This is a genomic window from Thermoactinomyces mirandus (genome assembly GCF_013868055.1).
In the GTDB taxonomy this organism is placed as follows: Bacteria; Bacillota; Bacilli; order Thermoactinomycetales; family Thermoactinomycetaceae; genus Thermoactinomyces; species Thermoactinomyces mirandus.
Window position 1 is genome coordinate 40,956 of record NZ_JACEOL010000033.1, and the last position, 15,582, is coordinate 56,537.

General features: G+C 47.0%; 15 protein-coding genes and 1 pseudogene. 10 read left to right on the forward strand and 6 right to left on the reverse strand.

The genetic code is table 11. The features are described from left to right. Nucleotides 1-25: 25 nt before the first annotated feature. From H2C83_RS10380 to H2C83_RS10400, 5 genes are all read right to left on the reverse strand, one after another. Nucleotides 26-805, reverse strand: coding sequence for an ABC transporter permease subunit (locus H2C83_RS10380; protein ID WP_246333855.1), 780 nt, complete (start codon nt 803-805; stop codon nt 26-28). After that, the gene (gene ssuD / locus H2C83_RS10385; RefSeq protein WP_181740432.1) at nt 792-1,949 is read right to left on the reverse strand and encodes an FMNH2-dependent alkanesulfonate monooxygenase; all 1,158 of its coding nucleotides are present in this window, start codon (nt 1,947-1,949) and stop codon (nt 792-794) included. Before ssuD ends, H2C83_RS10380 begins: the two co-directional genes overlap by 14 nt. 26 nt (nt 1,950-1,975) lie before the next feature. Next, complete coding sequence (locus tag H2C83_RS10390) at nt 1,976-2,920, reverse strand: sulfonate ABC transporter substrate-binding protein (RefSeq protein ID WP_220184108.1); 945 nt, start codon at nt 2,918-2,920, stop codon at nt 1,976-1,978. 106 nt (nt 2,921-3,026) lie between these two features. After that, nucleotides 3,027-3,212, reverse strand: coding sequence for a YezD family protein (locus H2C83_RS10395; RefSeq protein ID WP_181740434.1), 186 nt, complete (start codon nt 3,210-3,212; stop codon nt 3,027-3,029). Beyond that, complete coding sequence (locus H2C83_RS10400) at nt 3,209-3,646, reverse strand: RrF2 family transcriptional regulator (protein ID WP_181740436.1); 438 nt, start codon at nt 3,644-3,646, stop codon at nt 3,209-3,211. Before H2C83_RS10400 ends, H2C83_RS10395 begins: the two co-directional genes overlap by 4 nt. 724 nt (nt 3,647-4,370) lie before the next feature. On the opposite strand from H2C83_RS10400, the gene H2C83_RS10405 reads away from it, so the two are divergent. The 6 genes and pseudogenes from H2C83_RS10405 (at nt 4,371) to H2C83_RS10430 (ending at nt 10,637) form a co-directional block, all read left to right on the forward strand. Further along, nucleotides 4,371-5,993 carry a long-chain fatty acid--CoA ligase gene (locus H2C83_RS10405; protein ID WP_181740438.1) on the forward strand — a complete coding sequence of 541 codons (1,623 nt, stop codon included), beginning with the start codon at nt 4,371-4,373 and terminating at the stop codon, nt 5,991-5,993. Between the two features lie 122 nt (nt 5,994-6,115). Continuing rightward, nucleotides 6,116-6,310: pseudogene (locus H2C83_RS10410) on the forward strand (acyl-CoA dehydrogenase family protein); the annotation flags it as partial. A gap of 15 nt (nt 6,311-6,325) precedes the next feature. Continuing rightward, nucleotides 6,326-7,507 (forward strand): CaiB/BaiF CoA transferase family protein, encoded by a 1,182-nt coding sequence (locus H2C83_RS10415; protein ID WP_181740440.1) that lies wholly within the window; start codon nt 6,326-6,328, stop codon nt 7,505-7,507. Nucleotides 7,508-7,547: 40 nt separating this feature from the next. Continuing rightward, nucleotides 7,548-8,696, forward strand: a complete 1,149-nt coding sequence (locus H2C83_RS10420; protein ID WP_181740442.1) for a thiolase family protein — start codon at nt 7,548-7,550, stop codon at nt 8,694-8,696. Nucleotides 8,697-8,719: 23 nt separating this feature from the next. Next, nucleotides 8,720-9,487 (forward strand): 3-hydroxyacyl-CoA dehydrogenase, encoded by a 768-nt coding sequence (locus H2C83_RS10425; protein ID WP_181740444.1) that lies wholly within the window; start codon nt 8,720-8,722, stop codon nt 9,485-9,487. Between the two features lie 184 nt (nt 9,488-9,671). Beyond that, nucleotides 9,672-10,637, forward strand: a complete 966-nt coding sequence (locus tag H2C83_RS10430) for an NAD(P)H-dependent flavin oxidoreductase (RefSeq protein ID WP_181740446.1) — start codon at nt 9,672-9,674, stop codon at nt 10,635-10,637. 103 nt (nt 10,638-10,740) lie between these two features. Here the strand turns inward: H2C83_RS10430 and H2C83_RS17385 are convergent, their stop codons facing one another. Continuing rightward, a complete protein-coding gene (locus H2C83_RS17385; RefSeq protein WP_220184109.1) occupies nt 10,741-10,986 on the reverse strand; it encodes a hypothetical protein in 246 nt (81 codons plus the stop codon). A gap of 39 nt (nt 10,987-11,025) precedes the next feature. Between H2C83_RS17385 and tig the strand changes: the two genes are divergently transcribed. The 4 genes from tig to H2C83_RS10450 all read left to right on the forward strand — a co-directional run bounded on the left by tig (nt 11,026) and on the right by H2C83_RS10450 (nt 15,562). Next, nucleotides 11,026-12,324, forward strand: a complete 1,299-nt coding sequence (gene tig / locus H2C83_RS10435) for a trigger factor (protein WP_181740448.1) — start codon at nt 11,026-11,028, stop codon at nt 12,322-12,324. A gap of 80 nt (nt 12,325-12,404) precedes the next feature. Next, nucleotides 12,405-12,989: an ATP-dependent Clp endopeptidase proteolytic subunit ClpP gene (gene clpP / locus H2C83_RS10440; RefSeq protein ID WP_181740450.1), complete on the forward strand. Its 585-nt coding sequence runs from the start codon at nt 12,405-12,407 to the stop codon at nt 12,987-12,989. 13 nt (nt 12,990-13,002) lie between these two features. Continuing rightward, nucleotides 13,003-14,268, forward strand: coding sequence for an ATP-dependent protease ATP-binding subunit ClpX (gene clpX, locus H2C83_RS10445; RefSeq protein WP_181740452.1), 1,266 nt, complete (start codon nt 13,003-13,005; stop codon nt 14,266-14,268). A 157-nt stretch (nt 14,269-14,425) separates the two neighbouring features. Then, nucleotides 14,426-15,562: a lipid II:glycine glycyltransferase FemX gene (locus H2C83_RS10450; RefSeq protein WP_181740454.1), complete on the forward strand. Its 1,137-nt coding sequence runs from the start codon at nt 14,426-14,428 to the stop codon at nt 15,560-15,562. The last annotated feature ends 20 nt before the right edge of the window (nt 15,563-15,582 follow it).

A 15,582-nucleotide genomic window follows, 5' to 3' on the forward strand; every position in this document is an offset into this window, starting at 1 on the left:
ACACCCTCTCTGATCTGCAAAGAAGTTATCCGTTTACCCGCCAGCGCAAGCAACGTTTTTCCAGAATTTTCGCAAAAACATCAGCCAGTTTCCCGAGCAATGCATATAGCAGGATACTTAAAACGACCACATCCATTTGCATGAATTCCCGTGCATTCATTGCCATGTATCCGATCCCGGAGTCAAAGGATATCGTCTCAGCCACGATCAAGGTCAGCCACATAATTCCCAGGGCATAGCGGAGGCCGATGAGGATTGACGGCAGTGCGTTTGGCAGCATGATGTGCCAGATAAAGTACCAGTTGGTCAACTGATAAACTTTTCCCACCTCTATCAGACCGGGGTCAATATGACGGATGCCATGAAAGGTATTCAAATAAATGGGGAAAAACACACCCAATGCGACAAGGAACAATTTGGATTCTTCTCCGATGCCAAACCACATGATGGCAAGCGGGATCAAGGCCAGATGGGGAATATTGCGCAACATTTGTATCGTCGAATCGAGCAGCTTTTCAGCGATTGGGAAAATACCGTTCAAAAAACCCAACAACAGCCCTGTGCTTCCGCCAATCCCCAAACCGAGCAAAGCGCGAACAGCGCTGTCACCAATGTGGTGAAATAATTCCCCGGTCGTGGTCAAGTGAACAGCAGACTCTATTACCGTAAGCGGGGCAGGCAGGGTTCTGGTTGAAATCCAGCCAATACTGCTGAGAATTTGCCAAACACCAATCAGAATTACCGGGACAAACCAGGAAATAAGAAAGTCCAGTTTATGACGGGAACGGGATTTATTTGTGATCAATGGCCATACCTTCTTTCTTTTCGGGAAAATGGTCATTGGCCACGATTTCCCCAAACGGGCTGCAGACATGTGGCTGTGAATAAATGGTACTTTTGGGAAGCGACAGTTCAGGAAAGAGCAATTCGGACACACGATATGCTTCTTCCAAATGGGGATAACCGGACAGGATAAATTTATCAATCCCCAGGTTCGCATAGTCCCTGATCCGTTCAGCCACGGTAGAGGGATCTCCGACAAGAGCGGTACCGGCACCTCCGCGAACCAGACCAATTCCCGCCCATAAATTGGGGCTGATCTCCAAATCGGATTTTTTTCCACGGTGGAGTTGTGACATTCGATGCTGCCCGACTGAATCAAACCGGGAAAAAATGCGTTGGGAAGTTGTGATGGTTTCATCATCTACATAGCGAATCAACTGTTCCGCCGCCTCCCAGGCCTCTTTTTCTGTTTCCCGCACAATGATATGCAAGCGGATGCCGAACCTGATTGTTCTGCCTTGCCTGGCGGCAAGACTGCGAACTTGTTCAATTTTGGCTGCTACCTGTGCTGGAGGTTCACCCCAGGTAAGGTAGACGTCTGCATGTTTGGCGGCCACGTTCATCCCTGCCGGAGAGGATCCGCCAAAGAACAGGGGAGGGTACGGGGTTTGCACTGGAGGAAATATCTGTTTTCCGCCAGCAATGTTTATATGGTTGCCGTTGAAATGAACTTCTTCTCCCTGCATGATTGCTCTCCAGACAGCCAAAAATTCATCTGTTGCTTCATAACGGGTGTCGTGATCGACATGAATCCCGTCTCCGGCCAATTCAACCGGATCTCCTCCCGCTACGATATTAATGAATAACCGGCCTCCGGACAAACGGTCAAACGTGGCTGCCATTCGCGCAGTAAGAGTAGGAGAAATAATACCAGGACGAACGGCAACGAGAAATTTCATCCGCTTTGTTACGGACAAAAGTGAAGAGGCAACAATCCATGCGTCCTCGCAGGAGCGACCGGTAGGTACCAATGCCCCGCTGAAGCCGAGGTGATCCACGGCTTGTGCCAGCTGGAGCAAATACGGATACTGAACGGCACGTCCTCCAATCGATGTGCCTAAATAACGACTGTCACCATGTGTGGGGATAAACCAGAACAGTTCCATTTTTTTCATCCTTTCGTTTAATAAGGTTAATTTTTATTCCAGATTACATCCCGGATGTCAATGGGTTTGGGAATCAAGCCAATTTGCAAGAAAGTATTTGCGATTTGCTGCTGATCACGGATGATGGATTCATTGATCGGTACCACGCCGTAATCGGCACGATGAATGGCGATGTTAACCGGTTCAAAATCCATCCCGATCTGTTTGGATAGCAACCCGACCGTCTGCCGGGGATTTTTGTTGAACCAGTCTGCTGACTTGTCCAGTTCATCCAGAATGATCTTTATGACATCCTGGTTTTGCCGGGCATAGCTTTTTGCAGCGAAGTAGTAGGAACGATTGGATGTATATCCCTTTGCGTTGGTCAGTGTTCTGACCCCTAAATCCGTCTGGGCATCCGCGTAATAAGGGTCCCAGATGACCCAGGCATCAACGCTTTTTCTGATAAAGGCCGCCTTTGCATCGGCCGGTGGCAAATAAACCGGCTTGATGTCTTTATACTGCAATCCTTCTTTTTCCAATGCTTTTACCAGCAAATAGTGGACATTGGAGCCCTTGTTCAAAGCCACTTTTTTTCCTTTTAATTGCCGGATGTCGTGAATGGGCGAATCTTTGGGAACGACAATTGCCTCAGCTTCGGGGCGAGGTAACCCGGCTCCGAAATAAACGAGCGGAGCATCTGCCGCCTGGGCAAAAATGGGCGGTGTGTTACCAGTTTCTCCGATATCAATACTTCCGGCATTTAAGGCTTCCAGCAACTGGGGGCCGGCCGGAAATTGTATCCATTTTACCCGGATTCCCCGGGATTTAAGTTGGCTGTCCAATGTTCCACGCGCTTTTAAAATACTCATGATACCAAATTTCTGGTATCCGATGCGGATTTCGGTTGCATCTATGCCGGGTTTATCTGAGCAGCCGGCTGCCGTGGCTGCAAATAAAACAATGAAAAGAAAAACAGAGAACATACGCATCGGAATTTCACCTCTTTTCTGAAAAAATATAAAAAGGCCCCAAATCCTGTTTGATTGGTCAGGGATGGGGCCTCCAGTGATCTGGTCGGCATTCTTAAAAACTTTTTTACATATTATTTTCTTTTGGAGAACCAATCTTTGACGGTTTAAGGGCAAAGCGAAGTTTTTCGGTACGATCGATTTGCACAATATTGGAATCATGAACCGTAATGACAATCGTTCCGTATTCAAGGCCTTCCAGTAACTTTCGAATCCGGAAAATCTGCTCATCAGAAATGGATAATGCTCTCATTTCAGTTTCATGCTCCCTTCAGGAATGGAAATTTGATCTTCAAGCAGATCATTCAAGGTTGTATTTTCCAAAAGTTGAGAAACGGTGTCGCGAATCAGGGTCCATAACGGCTTTAACAAGCATTTTTCTTCCAACGGACATGGATCATAAGCAGTGACACTGACACACCCCATTGGTGCCAATGGACCTTCAAGTTGCCGGATTACCTGGCCTATGACTATTTGTTCGGGTGACTTGCGCAGTATGTATCCTCCGCGGATTCCACGCTTGCTTTTTACATATCCGAGATGTTTGAGTTGCAGCAGAATCTGTTCCAGATAGTTAACCGGGACCAGTGTTTTTTCGGAAATTTCAGCAATAGGAATGACATTTGGATGCTGTCCGAGAAGGATCAAGGCACGCAGCGCATATTCTCCCCGGGTAGAAACTTTCATTTCCTGTCTCCTTTACAGAATCACAACAGAATCAATGGTAGCTTATGCTTTTCCAGGATGGGTCAAGCCGTGCAAAGCACCTGCCTGAATAAGGAGAAACCATGCCAATGGTTTGGTATCTGTATACTGCCAATACTTGATAATCTTTAGCATATTAGTCAACTTTTTCGGTGAGTCATTTCATCATATGTTTGATTCAAATGCATTATTCTTTTTCCGAATATTAATTTAAATCAAATTTAATATATTATCCCGTTTTAGTCAACCATTATTTTCGTTATTTCTGATATATTTACTATGTTTTAAAAGGGCAAGGGAGATTTATGATGTGATTAAATTAGAAAAGGTGCAGTTCAAGAATACATGAGATATTTTTTAAAGTGATTTTCTTTGAATATCCGCTGGTGCAGGATTTCTTTGGACACGCCCCTGATGAGGCTTTAAACATTCAGAGGATGCTGTTTGTGTCTGACTAAAAAAGGCGGTATCAGGAGAAAGCACAACAGTATTTTAAGGTTAAATGTTTCAATTTTTATCTCATTTTTGCTAAAATTAATATAGATCATAATGTTTTTTATTTAAAAAACTGATTAGAGGTATAAAAATCATCAATGCGTAACGGACGTTGACTTTAGATGAGAAAAAAATAGAAGTTCCCGGCAAGAGAAGAAATCAGGCAAAAGGCAAGATTGTATTTCATTCAAGGATTCCGGAGGCTGATAGAGTGAAGGCAACGATGATGGATTATCCTTTGACCCTTCCGCATTTGCTGGAAAGAGCAGGCAAATTGTTTCGAACTCGCGAGATAGTTTCCAGAATGCCGGACCGTTCGGTCCACCGGTATACTTATGGCGATTTTTACCGGCGGGCCCGTTTGCTGGCCAATGCGCTTAAAAAAGCAGGACTGAAGCGGGGAGATCGTGTTGGGACACTGATGTGGAACCATTATGTTCATTTGGAGGCCTATTTTGGTGTGCCCGTGGCAGGCGGTGTGGTCCATACGCTCAACCTTCGGCTCTATCCGGAGGAAATTGCCTATATGATCCGGCATGCAAAAGACCGGTTCCTCATCATCGATAATATTTTGCTGCCATTTTTCGCAAAATTCCGAAATATGGTCAATGTGGAAAAAATTATTGTTGTTCCGTTAACAGACAGTCCTGTCCCTTCCGAATATGAAAATTATGAGCAGTTGCTTGGGCAGACTGATGGCTGTTTTTCCTATCCTGAACTGAACGAGAATGAGGCCGCCGGCATGAGCTATACCTCGGGAACAACCGGGAAACCCAAAGGGGTTGTTTATACCCATCGCGCTCTTGTTCTTCATTCTTTTGCGTTGGCGCTCAGGGACAGCCTGGGGATTTCCGAGGAGGATTCGGTTATGCCCGTTGTTCCAATGTTTCATGTTAATGCTTGGGGTCTCCCGTTTGCCTGTACCATGATGGGAGCGAGGCAAGTGTTGCCAGGGCCCCATCTGGATCCGGCAAGTTTGCTGGAATTGATGGAAAAGGAAAAGGTAACGGTGGGGGCCGGTGTGCCGACGGTTTGGCTGGGGGTTTTGCAGGAACTGACTCAGAACCCGGACCGGTGGAATCTTCTTCCGGATGTGAATGTGCTCATCGGGGGATCAGCAGCTCCGGAATCGTTGATACGGGGCCTGAAGCGCCACAATCTGCATGTGCTGCATGGATGGGGAATGACCGAAACAACGCCGGTTGCCACCATCTCCCGGCTCAGACCTCATTTAAAAAAAATTTCGCCGGATAAACAGTTTGCCTATCAGGCAAAACAGGGTGTACCTGTACCGTTTGTCGAGTTGCGAATTGTGAATGAAAATGGGGAAGGGCCCTGGGATGGCAGGACGATGGGGGAGCTTCAGGTTCGCGGACCGTGGATCGCGGGAGATTATTATAATCGTCCAGACTGCGGGAATTCGTTTACGGAAGATGGCTGGCTCCGTACAGGGGATGTTGCTTGCATCGATCCGGATGGTTACGTGAAAATTACCGACCGCACCAAAGATCTGATCAAATCAGGCGGCGAGTGGATCAGTTCTGTCGATTTGGAAAATGCGTTAATGGATCATTCCTCTGTTGCCGAGGCGGCAGTCATTGCCATGCCGCATCCGAAATGGCAGGAACGTCCGCTTGCCATCGTTGTGCTGAAAGAAGGTGAAAAGACGTCCCCGGAGGAATTGCGAAAGTTTTTGGCTTCCAAATTCAGCAAGTGGTGGCTTCCGGATCAGTTTGTGTTTGCTGACGAAATTCCCCGCACTTCCGCCGGCAAATTCTCCAAAGCCAAATTGCGGGAGAGGTATGTTCGAAGTGACGATCAGGATTGCCACTGAGTGACCGAAAGAGAATTTTGCCTGGGCAACGATCTGACGGTTCAGGCGAAAAAAGGACAGGATTTCCGCTTACCTTTAAGACGAATTTTTTCCTCATTAATAAATATTCTGATTATGGGTAGGTGAGAATGGCCAAATGGTGGCAGACAGACATGGCCAAACGGGTAGCCGCCCAGTGTATGCAGCTCTATGGCGGATACGGATATATGGAGGAATATCCCATTGCCCGCAGGTACCGTGATATTCCGGTTTCGGCCATTTATGCAGGAACCAATGAAATCATGAAAATGATCATTGCCAGAAAAATGGGTTTATGAGAGGGGACATGCATCATGCAACAATTGCCGCTTGCTTCGCTACGTGTACTTGATTTGAGCCGCCTCCTGCCAGGGCCGTACTGTACAATGCTGCTGGCTGATTTCGGTGCGGAAGTGATCAAGATTGAAGATCCCCGGGAGGGCGATTATGCCCGATCGTACGGACCGGGTTGGGGAGAGGACAGCGCCTTTTTTTCTTCGCTCAATCGCAACAAGAAAAGTGTAACGCTTAACCTGAAGACGGAGGAAGGAAAAGCCATCTTCAGGAAAATGGTGCAAACAGCAGATGTGCTTGTCGAATCGTTCCGCCCGGGAGTGATGGAGCGGCTTGGTTTGGGATACGGTACCCTGAAGGAAATCCATCCAGGACTGATCTATTGTGCCATTACCGGGTACGGTCAGGATGGTCCCTATGCCCATCGGCCCGGTCATGACATTAATTTCCTGAGTCTTGCCGGCATGTTGGATCTGCAAGGTGAAAAAGATGGAAAACCCGTCCTTTCGTCAGTACAGATTGCCGATCTTGGCGGCGGTGCCATGATGGCTGTTACAGGAATTCTGTTGGCCCTCATGTCACGACAAGTTACCGGCAAAGGGCAGCTGGTGGACATATCGATGCTGGATGGGGCAATTTCCTGGATGCAGGCGATTCTTCCCCGTTTTCTTGCTACAGGCAAGGCGCCTGAGAGGGGGGAACCATTTTTGTCCGGCGGCCTGGCTTGTTATGGAATTTATGAAACGGCTGACCGCCGCTATCTGGCAGTCGGGGCCCTGGAACCAAAGTTTTGGGAAAATTTTTGCCGTAAAATTGGCAAAGAAGAATGGATATCCCGTTTAAATGCACCGCAGTTGGAACAGGAAGAGATGAAAAAAGAGATTGCCACGGTCATTCACAAAAAAACGCTATCGGAATGGGTGGAATTTTTTGACGGTGCAGATGCCTGTGTTTCTCCCGTTCTGACCATGGAAGAAATGGTGCAGGATCCGCAGGTCAGGCACCGCCAAATGATCCTGGACTTTGAGCATCCCATGCATGGAACCGTCCAGTTTCCGGGAATTCCTGTTAAAATGTCAGAAACAAACGGATCAATACGTTCATTCGCTCCGGCTCCGGGAGAACACAATTATCTCTATTTAAAAAAGTTGGGGTACACTGATCAGGAACTGGACCGTTTGAAAACGGAACAGATCATTTGAAACGGACGGCTGATCCCGCAAGAGTAAAGGAGGGGATTTGATGAGGGAAGCAGTCATCATTGAAGCTGTGAGGACACCGATTGGCCGACGAAACGGTGTTTTAAGCGGCATTCGTCCGGACGAACTTGCGGCCATGGTGCTGAAAGCGGTGGTGGAACGGGCCGGAATTTCCCCGGAGATTGTAGAAGATGTGATTATGGGATGTGTTTCCCAGGTAGGGGAGCAAGCGGTAAATATCTCCAGGATCGCCGCACTGATTGCCGGCTACCCGGTGGAAGTTCCCGGTACCACCATTGACCGGCAATGCGGTTCCAGTCAGCAGTCGGTTCATTTTGCTGCCCAGGCGATTATCAGCGGAGACATGGATGTGGTTGTGGCGGCCGGCGTGGAGAGCATGTCCCGTGTACCCATGTTTTCCAGTTTTCAGGGTGCAAAGTTCAGTGAAAAGCTGACATCCCGTTACGAGATCATTAACCAGGGGTTGTCTGCCGAAAGAATTGCAGCCAGGTGGGGATTTACAAGGGCTCAATTGGATGAGTTTTCCCTTGCAAGCCATGAAAAGGCATTATTGGCGCAACAGGAAGGGCGTTTCCAGCGGGAAATTCTGCCGGTGGATGTTCTCATAAACGGGGAAAAAGTGACAATTGCCCAGGATGAAGGGCCGCGGAATGATACTGCCCTGGAAAAGCTGGCGGTTCTTCCCCCGTCATTTATGGGAAATGGGCTGATTCATGCCGGCAATTCCAGCCAGATCAGCGATGGGGCTGCGGCCGTCCTGTTAATGTCCCGTGACAAAGCGGAGCGGATTGGCTTAAAGCCGAAATTCCGCGTTTTGGCCCGTACGGTGGTCGGTTCTGATCCGACTCTGATGCTGACAGGGCCGATTCCGGCGACAAAGCAGGTGTTGATGAAAGCGGGCTTGCAGGTGGACGATATAGATCTGTTTGAAGTGAATGAGGCGTTTGCTTCTGTTCCGCTTGCCTGGCTGAGCGAAACGGGTGCTGATCCCGGAAAATTGAATCCAAACGGGGGAGCAATCGCCCTGGGACATCCGCTTGGGGCTTCAGGTGCCCGTTTAATGACCACAATGATGTACGAATTAGAGCGAAGCGGCGGACGTTACGGCTTGCAAACGATGTGTGAAGGGCACGGGATGGCCAATGCGACGATTATTGAACGTTTGGACTAAAAACGGAGCAAGGAGGAATCGGAATGAATCTGAAAAACCGGGTTGCCCTGGTGACCGGTGGTGCTTCCGGACTGGGTGAGGCGACCGTCCGAAGGATCGTGTCTGAAGGCGGAATGGCAGTCATTGTGGATCTGTCGGAAGAAAAAGGGGAGAAACTGAGAGCGGAACTTGGGGAAAAAACGGTTTTCCTTCGGGCCGACGTAACTGATGAGACGGAGGTAAAACAGGTTGTCCAACAAATTGGAGACAGATTCGGACAGCTTGATATCCTGGTAAACTGCGCCGGAATTGCCATTGCGGAAAAGGTGCTGTCCAGAAAGGGGTCGCATGCCCTTTCTTCCTTTGCAAAACTAATTGAAGTCAATCTGATTGGCACCTTCAACGTAATCCGGATTACGGTTGAGAAAATGGCTGCCAACCGGCCGAATGAAGAAGGGGAACGTGGAGTGATTGTAAATACGGCCTCTGTTGCAGCGTTTGAAGGGCAAATCGGCCAGGCGGCATACAGCGCCTCCAAAGGAGGCATAGCAGCGATGACCCTGCCAATTGCCAGGGAACTGGCACGATACGGAATTCGGGTCATGGCCATTGCCCCCGGGTTATTTGATACGCCACTGTTTGCTTCTCTGCCGGAGGAAGCAAGGGATTCCCTGGGAAAAATGGTTCCGTTCCCGTCACGGCTAGGGTTGCCGGATGAATTTGCCCGTCTGGTACAAAGCATAGTGGAAAATCCGATGTTAAACGGAGAGACGATCCGCCTGGACGGTGCTATCCGCATGCAGCCAAAATGATTGTTCTTATCAGCCATCATGTTGAAGCAGCGGTAAAAACATTAAAAATTCATTAAAAGCAATTTTACGAATAGTTGGATTGTTTGATAAAATAAAGAAGAAGAGCGGCAAAAAAGCAGGGGATTTTGTTTAAAGCCGGAACCTGTTTGCCACAAAGGGAATATAAAGAAAGGGAGATGGATTGATGCAGCATAAACTGCCGTCAGAGATTTCAGACCAATTGGTTTTGCCTGTAATTGCCGCGCCCATGTTTCTTGTATCGGGCCCCGATATGGTGATTGAAAGCTGCAAGGCAGGAATCATCGGCTCATTTCCATTACTCAACGCGCGCACGACGGATATTCTGGACTGCTGGATGAAGCGCATCACCTCAGAGCTGGAAAAAGCGAAAACCGACAATCCGGGACACCGCATTGCCCCGTGGGCAGTCAATCTGGTTGTGCACCGGACTAATCAGCGGTACAGGGATGATCTGGAATTAATCAGAAAATATAAGCCGCCCATTGTGATCACCTCACTTGGAGACCCGGCCCCTGCCGTCAAGGTGGTACATAAGTATAACGGACTTGTCTTTTCCGATGTCATTAAAATTGCCCATGCAAAGAAAGCCGTCTCTGCCGGCGTTGATGGTCTGGTTCTTGTTTCCTCCGGGGCAGGCGGGCATGGCGGCACAATCAACCCTTTTGCCTTTATCGGGGAAGTCCGGAAATTCTGGGATGGTATCACGCTTCTGGCCGGTTGTCTGTCCAGTGGACGGGATATTCTCGCCGCCCAATTACTGGGGGCTGATCTCGCTTACATGGGTACGCGTTTTATCCCTGCTTCCGAGAGTACTGCGAGTGAAAATTACAAACAAATGGTTATTGATTCCACGCTGGAAGATGTGATATATACCGATGCTTTCAGCGGTGTGAATGCCAATTATCTCAAGCCAAGCATTCGCAAGGCCGGCCTGGATCTGGAACTGCTGGAAAGGAAAGAAACAATGGATTTTTCTGTTTTAAGCCGGACCGGTTCCAAAGTATGGAAGGATATCTGGTCGGCAGGGCAAGGCGTGGGATGCATCAACCGGGTACAAACCATTGCCGAAATTGTGGACGAACTGAAGCAGGAGTATGAGGAAGCTTGTCAGAAACTTTCCGGAAGGTGAAGAATATAGCTTGAGCCGTCCCTTTCCGCGCCGGGTGAAGGGACGGCGATATGCAGCAACCGGATGATTGCCCGTTTTAAATGAGGAGTTGCTCGTCTCTTTTTCAAGCGGATCCTGATGAAACCAGGATTAAACCGATTGTTGCTGAATCATCAGCCATTTTCTTTACAGATGGAATGTCATGGCTTAACATAAGGGCTGTTGGTATGGGATACATAAGGATTGATAAAGAAAGTTCCCCGAAAAAAGGCTTTTTATCCGGCTTACGAATGTTTATTGCAAAGTCTTTTTGCTGTGTTATAATGAAAGGGTTATTGTGGGGAGCGTACCAGTGAATCGGACTATTCATACCATATGATAGATTTGCGATGCAGGAGGTAACAGTTAAATGAAGGCTAGTTGGGAAAAAACCGAAAAAAACAGAGGAATACTCACTGTAGAAACTGACGAACAATCCGTTGAAAATGCATTGGACCAAGCGTTCAAAAAAGTTGTGAAAAAGGTAAATGTCCCCGGGTTCCGCAAAGGCAAGGTCCCACGTCCCGTTTTTGAAAAAAGGTTTGGCGTGGAAGCATTATACCAGGACGCACTCGATATTCTGCTTCCTGAAGCTTATGAAGCGGCGGTGGAAGAAACAGGAATCGTTCCGGTAGATCGTCCCGAGATCGACATTGAACAACTGGAAAAAGGCAAATCCCTGATTTTTAAAGCCACGGTAACGGTCAAGCCGGAAGTGAAACTGGGTGAATACAAAGGCCTGGAAGTGAAAGTGGATGAAGAGAAATTCACGGTAAAATCCGAAGATGTGGATGCTGAACTGGAAAAAATGCAAAAGCAGCAAGGTCAGCTTGAAGCGATCGAAGATGGAAGTGTGGAAAAAGAAGATCGTGTTATTATTGATTTTGAAGGCTTTGTCGACGGAGAGGTATTTGAAGGCGGAAAAGCGGAACAGTATACTTTGGAAGTGGGTTCCGGCAGCTTTATCCCCGGTTTTGAAGATCAACTGATCGGGATGAAACCCGGAGAAGAAAAAGAAATCGAAGTTACTTTCCCCGAAGATTACCATGTGGACGAGCTGAAGGGAAAACCGGCGACATTCAGGGTCAAACTTCACGAAATCAAACGTTTGAATCTGCCTGAGATAGATGATGAGTTTGCCCAGGATGTAAGTGAATTTGATACCCTGGATGAGTTGAAAGCAGATATTGAGAAAAACCTGAAAGAAAAAGCCGAGAAAGAAGAAGAAAATCATATCCGTAACGAACTGGTTGAAAAAGCGGCCCAAAATGCTGATGTGGAAATTCCGGAAGTGATGATTGACCAGGAAACGGAAAATATGTTGCGCCAATTCGAACAGCGTCTGATGTATCAGGGTCTCAATCTGGAAACATATGCCCAGTTTACGGGTCAGGATCGGGATGCACTGAAAACCCAGTTTAAAGAAGATGCGGAGAAGCGCGTGCTTGCCAATCTAACTCTTGAAGCAATTGCCAAAGAGGAAAATATTGACGTGAATGATGAGGAAGTCGAAGAAGAAATCAAACAGATGGCTGAAGAAATGGGGCGTGAAACAGAAGATGTCCGCCGTATTCTGGAAAGCCGGAATGCCTTGGATTCAGTAAAAGAGCAACTTCGAGCAAAGAAAACGATCGATCTACTTGTATCGAACAGTAAAAATAAGGCATAATGAAGTAAGGAGATGAAATAAGGCACGTGAAATACGTGCCTTGTTTTTAAAATTTTTCACTCCGAAATGAGGTGCTGTTAATGCCTTTGGTACCGATGGTAGTAGAACAAACCAATCGTGGAGAGCGTTCTTACGATATTTATTCCAGGCTTTTGAAAGATCGCATTATCTTCCTTGGGGGTCCGATTGACGATAATGTGGCTAACTTGGTGGTCGCACAACTCCTGTTTTTGAGTGCAGAAGACCCGGAAAAAGACATTTTTTTGTACATAAATTCCCCAGGAGGCTCTGTAACAGCCGGAATGGCTATTTACGATACAATGAACCATGTACAGCCCCAGGTTTCAACGATTTGTATCGGACTTGCCGCAAGCATGGGAGCCTTCTTGCTTGCTGCTGGAGCAAAAGGAAAACGTGTTGCCTTGCCTAACAGTGAAGTAATGATTCACCAGCCGTTGGGCGGTGCAAAGGGGCAGGCGACTGACATAAAAATTCATGCTGACTGGATTCTGCGAACCAGAGAAAGGATTAACCGGATCTTGGCTGAAAGAACTGGTCAGCCCATTGATAAAATCGCTCGGGATACGGATCGTGACTTCTTTATGAGCGCCGAAGAAGCGAAAAATTACGGCCTCGTAGATCAGGTGATGACAAGCGTCCGTTGAAAGGGGTGAGACAATGTTTAAATTCAACGAAGAAAAAGGGCAATTGAAATGTTCATTCTGTGGAAAATCTCAGGATCAGGTGCGCAAGCTGGTTGCCGGTCCTGGTGTATATATCTGCGATGAATGCATTGAATTATGCAATGAGATTGTCGAAGAGGAATTGGGCAACGAAGAGGAAATTGATTTGCAAAACCTGCCCAAACCGCAGGAAATCTGTTCCATCCTTGACCAATTCGTCATTGGACAGGATAGTGCCAAAAAATCCTTGTCTGTAGCCGTTTATAATCATTACAAACGGATCAACTCCTCACAAAAATCAGACGATGTCGAGTTGCAAAAAAGCAATATCCTGATGGTTGGTCCTACCGGAAGCGGCAAAACGCTGCTGGCCCAAACCTTGGCACGCATTCTGAATGTTCCCTTTGCCATTGCTGACGCTACTTCCTTGACTGAAGCCGGCTATGTAGGCGAAGATGTGGAGAATATCCTGCTCAAGCTTATTCAGTCAGCCGATTACGATGTGGAGAAAGCAGAACGCGGGATCATCTATATCGATGAAATAGACAAGGTAGCCCGCAAATCGGAAAATCCGTCCATTACCCGTGATGTATCCGGTGAAGGTGTACAACAGGCACTGTTGAAGATCCTGGAAGGAACGGTTGCAAGTGTACCTCCGCAAGGCGGTCGAAAACATCCTCATCAGGAATTCATCCAGATTGATACAAGCAACATTCTGTTTATTTGCGGCGGGGCTTTTGATGGCTTGGAAACGATTATTAAACGGCGGATCGGCAAGAAAGTGATCGGATTCGGAATGGATCAGCAAAGCGTTAACATGAAGCCGGGCGAATATCTGAAGCTGGTATTGCCTGAAGATCTGTTAAAATTTGGTCTCATTCCGGAATTTGTCGGGCGTCTGCCCGTAATTTCCACCCTGGAACCACTGGATGAGCATGCTCTGGTGAGAATTCTGAAAGAGCCAAAAAACGCTCTGGTAAAGCAATACCAAAAGCTTTTGGAAATGGATAATGTCGAACTGACATTTGAAAAAGATGCGCTGGAAGCTATTGCATCCGAAGCGATCAAGCGGAAAACAGGTGCTCGCGGCTTGCGGGCCATCATTGAATCGATCATGTTGGATGTCATGTTTGAATTGCCTTCACGTGAAGATATTGTGAAATGTGTGATCACCAAAGACACGGTTCTGCAAGGAATTGTTCCCAAATTGATTACACGGGAAGGTCGGGTAATCAAGAATAAAAAAGAAGAATCTGCCTGAAAGGCAACGGTTGATTGCATCTGCTCCCAAATAGCAGATGCTTTTTTATATGGAACATGGTATGTTAAAATGTAGTAGTTTCTTGATCGATTGGAGAAGCAGTTCTACGCTCTCGGTAGGGCTGCTTTTTCTCGATTAACAAAGGGGTGAGGAGAAATTGTTACAAATTGTATCTGTAGACAGAGAACATTATTTAGATTTTGTCGAAACACAACCTTATAGAAATTTCATGCAATACCCGTCATGGGCCGATTTGAAGACAGAGTGGAAGTGGATCAGCGAGTTTTTGGGATGGATGACCGGGGAAGGGAAAATGGTTGGAGGCGCAGTCGTTCTATATAGAAAAGTTCCAGGTTTAAATAAATTTTTGGCATACATACCTCGCGGACCAATGATTGATTGGTTTTCCAGTTATCCTTTAAAGGATTGGTTTCATCCATTATTTCACCACCTGAAAAAACGAAATGTCTTCACCGTAAAAATGGACCCTCCACTGGTAAGCAAAAAATGGTCAGCAGAACGCATTGTCCAATCCATTCAGGATTTTAAATCCCATGGACTGAAACACAGGCGTTTAACAGATATCCAGCCGAACCAGATTTTCAACGCGGTTGAATATGTCAAGCAAGAGCTTGCTGAAATTGGATGGAAACGAAACGGCGGTAAAGACAGTTTTGATACCGTACAGCCCCAGTTTGTATTTCGACTGAACATGAAAGGAAAGTCGATGGAGCAAATTTTTTCCTCTTTTAATCCGGTTTGGCAAAACCGGATCCGGCAGGCAGAGAGCGAAGGAATTCAAGTCTATTTAGGCACTGAAAACGATCTGCCTGATTTTCATGATCTGTTGACATTGGCAGCCAAACGGGAACAGTCACATGTCCGGGATATTTCCTATTTTGAAAAAATGTTTGAAACGCTGATCCTTGAAAATCCATACCGGATTCGCCTTTATTTGGCGCAAAAAAACAAGCGGTTGCTCAGTGCAGCTCTTGCGGTAAGGGTGGACGGCCATACCTGGGATTTGTATAATGCAAGGCGAAGTGATTCGCTTGAAGACCCGTCTGCCTATCTCTTGCGCTGGAAAATGATTCAGGATGCTTATCGAAACGGGGATCGTATCTTTGATTTTCGTGGAATTTCCACGACTTTGGATGAACATAGCCAGTTATATGAATTGTTGAAGTTTAAAATGGGCTTTGGCGGTGAAGCCTGCCAATTTATGGGTGAATGGGATTACCCGGTTGTTCCCATGCTGCATTGGGCTTTTGACATGTACATGAAAAAAAGATAAGTTTTGGTTCATTTTGGCTG